Source organism: Thermodesulfitimonas sp., from assembly GCF_052743955.1.
Window position 1 is genome coordinate 1 of sequence record NZ_JBRAIN010000092.1, and the last position, 6,689, is coordinate 6,689.

7 protein-coding genes are annotated in these 6,689 nt (G+C 59.8%); 5 read left to right on the forward strand and 2 right to left on the reverse strand.

Going from position 1 to position 6,689, the window contains the following annotated elements; genetic code table 11:
• A partial coding sequence (locus ACUVTA_RS07845; protein WP_445952399.1) for a hypothetical protein occupies positions 1–435 on the forward strand: 435 nt, incomplete at its 5' end.
• A complete protein-coding gene (locus tag ACUVTA_RS07850) occupies positions 432–614 on the forward strand; it encodes a hypothetical protein (protein ID WP_445952400.1) in 183 nt (60 codons plus the stop codon). The genes ACUVTA_RS07845 and ACUVTA_RS07850, both read left to right, overlap by 4 nt.
• Before the next feature lie 103 nt (positions 615–717).
• On the opposite strand, the gene guaB is transcribed toward ACUVTA_RS07850, so the two are convergent.
• Together guaB and ACUVTA_RS07860 are read right to left on the reverse strand one after the other, a co-directional pair.
• Positions 718–2,184: an IMP dehydrogenase gene (guaB, locus tag ACUVTA_RS07855; protein WP_445952401.1), complete on the reverse strand. Its 1,467-nt coding sequence runs from the start codon at positions 2,182–2,184 to the stop codon at positions 718–720.
• A 63-nt stretch (positions 2,185–2,247) separates the two neighbouring features.
• A complete protein-coding gene (locus ACUVTA_RS07860; protein WP_445952402.1) occupies positions 2,248–3,483 on the reverse strand; it encodes an ArnT family glycosyltransferase in 1,236 nt (411 codons plus the stop codon).
• A 169-nt stretch (positions 3,484–3,652) separates the two neighbouring features.
• Between ACUVTA_RS07860 and ACUVTA_RS07865 the strand changes: the two genes are divergently transcribed.
• The 3 genes from ACUVTA_RS07865 to ACUVTA_RS07875 form a co-directional block, all read left to right on the forward strand.
• Positions 3,653–4,849 (forward strand): glycosyltransferase family 2 protein, encoded by a 1,197-nt coding sequence (locus ACUVTA_RS07865; protein ID WP_445952403.1) that lies wholly within the window; start codon positions 3,653–3,655, stop codon positions 4,847–4,849.
• Between the two features lie 224 nt (positions 4,850–5,073).
• Positions 5,074–5,658: an RNA polymerase sigma factor gene (locus ACUVTA_RS07870; RefSeq protein ID WP_445952405.1), complete on the forward strand. Its 585-nt coding sequence runs from the start codon at positions 5,074–5,076 to the stop codon at positions 5,656–5,658.
• Positions 5,659–5,700: 42 nt separating this feature from the next.
• Positions 5,701–6,689 (forward strand): hypothetical protein (locus tag ACUVTA_RS07875; protein WP_445952404.1); only part of this gene is annotated, 989 nt, incomplete at its 3' end.

Below are 6,689 nucleotides of genomic sequence, written 5' to 3' on the forward strand. Positions count from 1 at the left end.
ACCGCGCGGGTTAGTCTCAGCGAACTCGAGCAGGTGCCTACCTCGATCGGCGGGGTCAGAGGGGAGCGTGCCGCATTCGGGCAGGCCGAGTTTCCACCCCAGGAAGCAGTGGTCGCAGAAGTGCGCCACCTCGAAGCCGCCTTACCTTTTCTATCGGCCCAGGAAATCCCGGTTTACGTGGTTCGGGAACGCTGCTTTCTTCCCGGTTTCGGTTGGCTCGCCGGCTGCACCCTCCCGGGCCAGAAAGCGGTCTACCTCTTCGCTTCGCCCCGGTACAGGAGCTACATTTACCGGGTGAAAAATGGGGTGGCCCGGCCGGAACGTTACGCCCCTACCTGGCGGCGTACACCGTGGCTCACGAGTTCGGCCACATCCTTCGTTACGAACTGGTTAGCGAAAAGGCGCTGCAGCAATACCTATCGCTGCGCGGCGTGACCCAGACGAAGGAAGGCGAATGGACCAGTAACGCCGAGGAGATTTTCGCCGAGGATTTCCGCTGGCTCTTCGGCAGCGAGAAGGCGCGGCAGATACCTTACCTCTGCAGCGCTAAGCCACCCGGCGAGAGAGAAAGAGAGCTTCTCCTTAAGCTGCTAAGCGGAGCGGAATCCCTGTGAAACGCGCAAGAACCCAGGAATCCTGCGCCCCCGCTGGTTTTGATAGCGTAAAGCCTTTATCTTTACTGGCCAAAAGACCCGTTTTTTGACCGCGCATCTCCTTCTACCCGCTGCGCTCGATAGTGTAGTTGGGCGCTTCCTTGGTGATAATAACGTTGTGCGGGTGGCTTTCCCGCAACCCGGCAACGGTAATCCGCACAAAACGTGCCTTTTCTTTTAACTCCTCAATGGTCCGGCAGCCGCAGTAACCCATGCCGGCCCGCAGGCCCCCGATAAGCTGGAAGACCGTTTCCGCCAGCGGCCCCTTATAAGGCACCCGGCCCTCGACACCTTCCGGCACTAACTTCGGGCCGTGGTCCTGGAAGTAACGCTCCGCGCCGCCTTCCCGCATTGCGCCAAGCGAGCCCATGCCGCGGTAAACCTTGTAACTACGCCCCTGGTAGATTTCGATTTCCCCGGGACTCTCCTCGGTCCCGGCAAGGAGACTGCCTAACATAACCGTATCTGCTCCAGCCGCAATCGCCTTGGTAATATCGCCTGAATATTTGATGCCGCCGTCCGCGATGATCCGCCGGCCGAATCTTTTGGCCTCCTGGGCGCACTCGTAAACCGCGGTTATCTGGGGCACGCCTACGCCGGCGATAACCCGCGTGGTGCAGATCGACCCGGGGCCGATGCCGACCTTTACGGTGTCAGCCCCCGCCTCGAAAAGCGCCCGCGCACCCTCCGCCGTAGCCACGTTCCCGGCCACCACCTGAAGGTCGGGGTAGAGCCGCCGGATTTCGCGCACCGCCTCGATTACCTTTTGCGAATGGCCGTGAGCGGTATCGACCACGATCGCATCCACTTTCGCCGCCACCAAGGCTTCCACCCGCTCGAGATAGCCGGACGCCACGCCGACCGCCGCCGCTACGAGGAGCCGACCCTGGGCGTCCTTCGCCGCGTGCGGGTACTTGTGCGCCTTTTCGATGTCCTTAATGGTAATTAAGCCGCACAGATGAAAGTTTTCATCCACCAAAGGGAGCTTCTCAATCTTATGCCGGCGCAGAATTTCCTTTGCCTTCTCAAGGGTAGTGCCGACCGGAGCGGTGATCAGGTTTTCTTTAGTCATCACGTTCTTTATCGGCTGGTCAAAATTGGTCTCGAACCGGATATCCCGGTTGGTGATGATGCCGACAAGCTTCTTCCCCTCAGTGATGGGCACACCCGAAATCCGGTAGCGTTCCATCAAGGCCATCGCTTCCCGGATGCTGTTCTCCGGCGCGAGAAAGATCGGGTCGGTGATGACGCCATGCTCGGACCGCTTTACCCGGTCCACCTCCAAGGCCTGGCGCTCCACCGTCATATTTTTATGGATAACGCCGATGCCACCTTCCCGCGCAATCGCAATCGCCAGGCGGGATTCGGTCACCGTGTCCATCGCGGCGCTCACTAATGGGATATTCAGCCTGATCTGATTTGTAAAGTAAGTGGTTGTCTCGACATCACGCGGCAAAACGGCCGACGCAGCAGGAACCAGCAGCACGTCATCGAACGTCAGTCCCTCGCGGCCAAACTTCTCCGCGAACATCCGTTCCCCCCCTCGGTATTTAGGACCTAATTATAGCACAGGCCCCCCACAAAAGAAAGGTTGCTACCCAAAAACTTTCAGGGGCCAAAAAGCCGTAGCTGCCAGTAACGGCAGCAGCGGCAGCGCATACCGGCAGTGGGCGTAAGTAGCAAGATGAACCAGGGTGAAAAGGAGCAGGACGGCAAAAATCCTCCCGCTACCCGGAAAACAGCGCCACAGACCATAGAGCAGGCCGAACCCGCCTGCGGCAACCAGCACGTAATGGTAAGGAAGGGTAACTCCCCGCGGCAGCTTGTCCTCACCCCCCCAGACGAAGGCCCGCTCCCAGAGAAGCCGGAACTTTCCCCGCGTGTACCAGTCAAGGTAGCGCCAAAAATCGTTCTGGAAGCCGTCCCGCAGGCGTTCTAGGGCGAGGGCGGTATGGAGCTTGCCCGTCTCCATCGGGTCTCGCCCCACCGGCCAGGAAGGATGCCAGCCGTGCTTTATCCCCTCGAGATTAACGTAGGTCCCCAGTAACAAGGGGTTGCCGCCGCTCGCCGTCAGGGGGATGAAGCGGTGAAAGACAAGGGCATTGCGCACCCACCAGGGAGAAAGAACGAGACAAAAGGTGAGCAGAAGGGCACCCAAAGCAGGCCAGAGAGCGCGCGCCCCAATTTTTCTGCGCATAAGGCACACCGCCAGGCGGCCGGCAGCGGCAAAGAGCAAAAGGACACCTGTAGGGCGCACAAGCGTAGCCAGCCCACTTACCACGCCAAGCACCGCGTGACTCCGGGCGTCATCCGGCCTCGCCTTCACCCAGAGGCCCACGAACAATATAAGGAGAAAGGTGAAGAGGGTTTCGGTCAGGAGCAACCCGTTGATCAAAATAAGCGGGGGGTAAAAGGCGACTAAAGCCGCCGCCCCGAGCCCCGCCCACCTTCCGGCTAACTCCCGACCAAGACGGTAGGTAAGATAGACCGTACCCACCATAAGGAAGGCCTGCGCGTACCGTGCGGCCGCCAGAGCGTGAGCGTTATCGCCCCAAAGCCAGATAAAAAACGCGAGGAAAAGCGGGTAGCCGGGTGGCATGTAGGCACTCGGTCCCAGCGCCGGTTCCGGGGAAAGGCGCGGTCGCCAGTAAGAAAAAACGTGGTTCGTCACGAGACGCCGGGCACTTTCAGTGTAGCCGACATCGTCACTCCCTAAAGCGAGGCTGCTCCCCCAGTGATGGATAAATACAACCCGCACCACCAGCGCGCCTAACAGCACTGCCGCCAGGATAAGATGCGTGAGCAATTCTTTTCGCGTCTCCCTCACCATAAATAGAAGTTTTTCGCCTTCAACCGCGCTCTTCCTCCTTCCTCACACGTAAAAACCCCCGCTCTCTACTGCTAAAAAGCAGGAATAACGCGTAGCGCGGCGAAAAATTAAGCGGTGCAGCGCCGCCTGCAGGCAGCGCAAAATATACTTATCGTTCAAGGAGTAAAGCGTGCCTCAAGTTTCGGTTATCGTTCCGGCTTTTAACGAAGAGCAAGGCATTGCCACGACGCTCAAAGAGATCGCCGCCGCGGTCACGGGGCTGGACGCCGAAGTCATCGTGGTCGACGACGGCTCCACCGATAAGACGGCGGAACTAGCCCGGGTCTGCAATGCCAAAGTCATCTGCCACCCGGTCAACCGGGGCAAGGGCGCGGCGATGCGCTCGGGTTTTGAGGCCTCCCGCGGCGATTTCATCATTTTTATTGATGCCGACGGCACCTACCCGGCAAAATATATCCCGGAAATAGTGCAGGAGCTTAAAAAGACGGATGTAGTCTTCACCTGCCGCACAAACCGGGAAAATATTCCCTACTTCAACCGGGGCGGCAACTGGCTGATCACCCGGCTCATCAAAAACCTGGCCGGCTTTCCGGGAAACGACCCGCTTTCAGGACTATACGGTATGCGGCGGCGCGTGCTTACCGCAGTGGGGATAGAATCGTCTACCTTTGCCATCGAAACTGAGTTGGTGGTAAAAGTCAGCCGGAGCCGCTTCCGGGCTACGGAGATTCCTATCGCCTACCGCCCGCGCCTTGGCGCATCCAAATTACGCCCCTTCCGGGACGGTCTGCGGATCGCGCGGGTCCTGCTCGACCTCCTTTTTATTTTCCAGCCCTACCTCACCTTTGTCCTTCCCGGTCTCCTGATCTTCCTGGTCGGGGCCATCCTCGCCGGTCTTCTAGCCGTTAGAGGCACGGTGCACCTCGACGGGATCAACTTGGGACTCCACTCCTTTCTCGCCGGACTTGCGTTTATGCTTCTCGGCATCAATACCGCCGCTTACGGAGGAATTATCGATCTTTATGCCGTGCGCCACCGCTTCAAAAAGCCCTCCCGGGCCACGAAGCTCCTGACCAACCTCACGCTTTACAAGCAATTCCGGAACCTGAGCCTGATGCTTCTGAGTGTCAGCGTCCCCGCGCTCATCTACCACTTCGTCTCCTGGGTGGAGAGCGGCTTCGGCCCCTTCACCGCCACCAGAAGCTGGATGCTCGCGCTTACGGGGTTACTTCTGGGGCTGCAGGGCATCTTTACCAGCATCATTTACCGCATCTTCGCTAAGGAGTGCCTCATGCCCGAAACAACCGCTACGAATCCTCTCGTGAGCGCCCTGGCAAAGCGCCGGCCGCGCAACATGCACGGTTAAAATGCGCGCCACCGGGAAATTTCCCTCGCTTGCCGGAATCAGCCCCCGATGATAGACTTAAGGTGTAGCGCAACCCCCGGAAAGTGAAAGATAGCAGCGACTTTAGTTTTAAGGACCTCCCGCGTAAATACTGGTGACCCTTGGGAACTTTTTAGCACCATCTGAGGTCTAATAAGTGTCCGGAAAATTTACCGGACCCAGAGGAGGACGCTCCTTTGGTCGACGTGAAAACTCTGGTCGCACAGGCCCAGCAGGGTGACGTGCAGGCCTTTGAGAGGCTGGTTCTTACATACCAGGATCGCCTTTACGGTCTCTGCTACCGCCTGGCAGGAAACCACGCCGACGCCCAGGACCTGGCGCAGGAAACTTTCGTGCGGGCCTACCGGGCGCTTAATAGGTTTCGCCAGGAGGCTGATTTTGGGACCTACCTGCACCGGATAGCGGTCAACCTCTGGCTGAACCATCGCAAAAGAAACCAGGCCGTGTTATCGCTTGACGACCCGGTGTTGACCGGCGAAGGGGAGTTGCCCCGCCAGGTGGCGGACAACAACCGGCAGCCGGAACAAGCAGTCGAAGACGGTGAGCTGAGAGACCTGGTCTGGCAGGCGCTGGGCACTCTCGGGCGGGAGCACCGGGCAGTCCTGGTATTACGAGAAATGGAAACCCTCAGCTACGAAGAGATCGCCGCCACGCTTGGCGTGGCCCCGGGCACGGTAAAGTCCAGGTTAAGCCGGGCACGGAACGCCCTCAAGAAGGCGCTCTACCATCTGGCGAAGCAAAGGGGACTCGAACTGCCCGGGATGGAATAGGTGAAACCGATGCGGTGCAAACATTTACGAAAAAAGCTTTTGTTGCTCGTGGACCATCCGGAGCGAGACTTTCCGCCCGTGGTGGCCGCCCATCTCGCCGGGTGCCCGGCCTGCCAGCGCGAGTTTGCCCTCCTGCGCCAGATGAGGGCCTTGTTGCAGGCAGCAGAGGCACCGGCAGCGCCTGCAGGTTTCGCCGCCGGCGTCATGGCCCGCATCGCCGCGGCAGACAGGGAGCCCGTGCGTGGCTGGCGTGTCCTGCTTACGGGATGGAAGCGCGTGGCCGCGGCAACGGCAGCGCTGCTCCTGGTGGCAGGCAGCGCCTTTGCCTTGGTACGCTCCGGGACTTTCCAGCCGCCGCTGCTCGCCTCTAAAGAGCAACGGACCGTAGTTTCCCCGGTAACGCCAGCAGCACCCGCAAAACCGGAACCGACCGGCGAAACAGCCGTACCGGCGCCCCGAACGCGCCAAGCCGCCGCCCCGGCGCCGCGCACCGGCAAGACCAAGCCTAAGCCAGCCCCGCCGGCGCCCAAGGAAAAAAACAAGCCCGCAGCCAGGCAGCCGGTGGCCGTTGCGGTGGAGCGCCCGACGCGTGTCTTTCTCAACCGGCAACGCGTTGTTTTCAGCACCTTCCTCCGCGTGAAAGTAGTGGATATTAACGCGGCAAAAGCGAGAGCAACGGCGCTCGCTTCCACCTGGGGCGCAACCCAAAGCTACGCCACCAGCACCACCGATCGGAACCAGCAGGTGGAGATCTGCCAGTTTATCGTGGCGAAGGAGAAGAGCGCCGCTTTTATCAGCGAGTTGGCGGGGCTCGGAGTGGTGGTCCTCCGGCAGGATGAAAAAAGCGACGTTACGCAGGAATTCAATAGCGTTAAAACTGAATACGAAAGGCTGGCGGCGCTACGTAAAGCAGCGCCGGAAAATGAGCGGGCGGCACTTGACGCTACGCTGAACACGCTCGAGGGACGGCTTAGCCAGCTCGAAACGGCCGCCAGCAGGTACACCGTAACCCTTTGTCTTAGCGAACAGGG